The following is a 2419-nucleotide window of genomic DNA, read 5'->3' as shown; positions in this document are numbered from 1 at the left end:
CATAGGGAATGGGTCAATAGCGTCGCATTTAGCCCCGATGGCAAGACTATTGCTTCTGCAAGTCATGACAAGACGATCAAATTGTGGAATCTCAACACAGGCAAAGAAATTTCCACACTCACTGGGCATAGCAATTTCGTCAACAGCGTCGTCTTCAGCCCGGATAGCAAAACTTTAGCTTCCGCCAGTCTTGACGAGACGATCAAATTGTGGAATCTCAACACAGGCAAAGAAATTTCCACACTCACTGGGCATAACGATTCGGTCTACAGCGTCGTCTTCAGCCCGGATGGCAAAACTTTAGCTTCTGCAAGTCATGACAAGACGATCAAATTGTGGAATCGGGAGACGGGCAAAGAAATTTCCACACTCACTGGGCATAACGATTCGGTCTACAGCGTCGTCTTCAGCCCGAATGGCAAAACTTTAGCTTCCGCCAGTTCTGACAGCACCATCAAATTGTGGAATCTCAACACAGGCGAAGAAATTTCCACACTCACTGGGCATAGCGATTTGGTCAACAGCGTCGTCTTCAGCCCTGATGGCAGAACTTTAGCTTCCGCCAGTTGGGACAAGACGATCAAATTGTGGAATCGGGACACGGGCAAAGAAATTACCACCCTGACTGGGCATAGCGATTGGGTCTACAGCGTCGTCTTCAGCCCGAATGGCAAAACTTTAGCTTCCGCGAGTCGTGACAAGACGAGCAAATTGTGGAATCGGGACACGGGCAAAGAAATTACCACCCTGACTGGGCATAGCGCTGAGGTCAACAGCGTCGTCTTCAGCCCGGATGGCAAAACTTTAGCTTCCGCCAGTGTTGACAAGACAATCAAATTGTGGAATCGGGACATAGGCAAAGAAATTACCACCCTGACTGGGCATAGCGCTGAGGTCAACAGCGTCGTCTTCAGCCCGGATGACAAAACTTTAGCTTCCGCCAGTCTTGACAAGACGATCAAATTGTGGAATTGGGACACGGGCAAAGAAATTTCCACCCTGGCTGGGCATAGCGATTTGGTTAACAGCGTCGTCTTCAGCCCGGATGGCAAAACTTTAGCTTCCGCCAGTATTGACAAGACGATCAAATTGTGGAATCGGGACATGGGCAAAGAAATTTCCACCTTGAGTGGGCATAACGATTCGGTCTACAGCATCGTCTTCAGCCCGGATGGCAAAACTTTAGCTTCCGCCAGTGTTGACAACACCATCAAATTGTGGAATCGAGAGACGGGCAAAGAAATTACCACCCTGAGTGGGCATCGCTCTTTGGTCATCAGCGTCATCTTCAGCCCGGATGACAAAACTTTAGCTTCCACCAGTGCTGACAAGACAATCAAATTGTGGAATCGGGAGACGGGCAAAGAAATTTCCACACTCACTGGGCATAACGATTCGGTCTACAGCGTCGTCTTCAGCCCGGATGGCAAAACTTTAGCTTCCGCCAGTGCTGACAAGACGATCAAATTGTGGAATCGGTACACGGGCAAAGAAATTTCCACACTCACTGGGCATAGCGATTTGGTCAGAAGTGTCGTCTTCAGCCCGGATGGCAAAACTTTAGCTTCCGCCAGTCTTGACAACACCATCAAATTGTGGAATCTCGACACAGGCAAAGAAATTTCCACACTCACTGGGCATAGCGATGCGGTCTACAGCGTCGTCTTCAGCCCGGATGGCAAAACTTTAGCTTCCGCCAGTGCTGACAAGACAATCAAATTGTGGAATCTGAATCTTGATGATTTATTAGCACAGGGTTGCAGTTGGCTTAAGGGTTATTTGGCTAGCCATCCTGATGCGCCTAAAGTGTGTTCGGGGCGGTAGGGGGATGAGGGGGATGAGGGGGATGAGGGGGATGAGGGAGATGAGGGGGATGAGGGGGATGAGGGAGCGATCGCCCTTTAATATTCATAACAGGCGTAGGCGTAGCCCGTCGTAGACCATCGCTTGGTAAATTAGAGATGCGATCGCAGTTCTGAAGAGCTTAAATGTAGAGTTAAAGGCGATCGCTTGCCAAAGAAAAGACGCGATCGCAGTTCTGAACAGCTTAAATATAAAGTTAAAGGCGATCGCTTGCCAAAGAAAAGACGCGATCGCAGTTCTGAACAGCTTAAATATACAGTTAAAGGCGATCGCTTGCCAAAGAAAAGACGCGATCGCAGTTCTGATCTCGCAGTGTCCAGATCCCTGACTTCTTTAAGAAGTCGGGGATCTAATTTTTGTTGTGATTCTAAGCTTACAGCTATTTTCAGGTAAATAGACCACGCGGTAGGGGTTTAGCATTGCTCATTGGTGTCAACTTAAGCTAAAAGTAGCTTAACTGTTAGCTTCCTCACCCGCCTCGAACTAAAGTTCAAGGCTCATAGCTAAAGTCTACTGAAGTAGACTAAAAATTTTTGGCTATATTTAGTCATCTTCA

The 2419-nt window shown here is 48.1% G+C and carries 3 protein-coding genes; all 3 read left to right on the top strand.

Annotated features, from left to right (window positions below):
• Positions 1 to 1824, top strand: a 1824-nt coding sequence (locus LC574_RS35765; RefSeq protein ID WP_267871795.1) for a WD40 repeat domain-containing protein, incomplete at its 5' end; no start/stop codon positions are given.
• On the top strand, positions 1796 to 1939 hold the full coding sequence (locus LC574_RS35760; RefSeq protein ID WP_229458363.1) for a hypothetical protein: 144 nt from the start codon (positions 1796 to 1798) through the stop codon (positions 1937 to 1939). The genes LC574_RS35765 and LC574_RS35760, both read left to right, overlap by 29 nt.
• A 71-nt stretch (positions 1940 to 2010) precedes the next feature.
• A complete protein-coding gene (locus tag LC574_RS35755; protein WP_229458362.1) occupies positions 2011 to 2256 on the top strand; it encodes a hypothetical protein in 246 nt (81 codons plus the stop codon).
• The last annotated feature ends 163 nt before the right edge of the window (positions 2257 to 2419 follow it).

The organism is Nostoc sp. CHAB 5715, from assembly GCF_020829685.1.
Classification (GTDB): Bacteria; Cyanobacteriota; Cyanobacteriia; order Cyanobacteriales; family Nostocaceae; genus Nostoc.
The sequence above is the reverse complement of the archived record's forward strand: the minus strand, read 5'-3'. Positions and strand labels throughout refer to the sequence as shown.

What these genes read in the sequence shown, in the direction of transcription:
- LC574_RS35760 (WP_229458363.1), top strand. Translation starts at nt 1,796, where the DNA reads ATGCGCCTAAAGTGTGTTCGGGGCGGTAGGGGGATGAGGGGGATGAGG.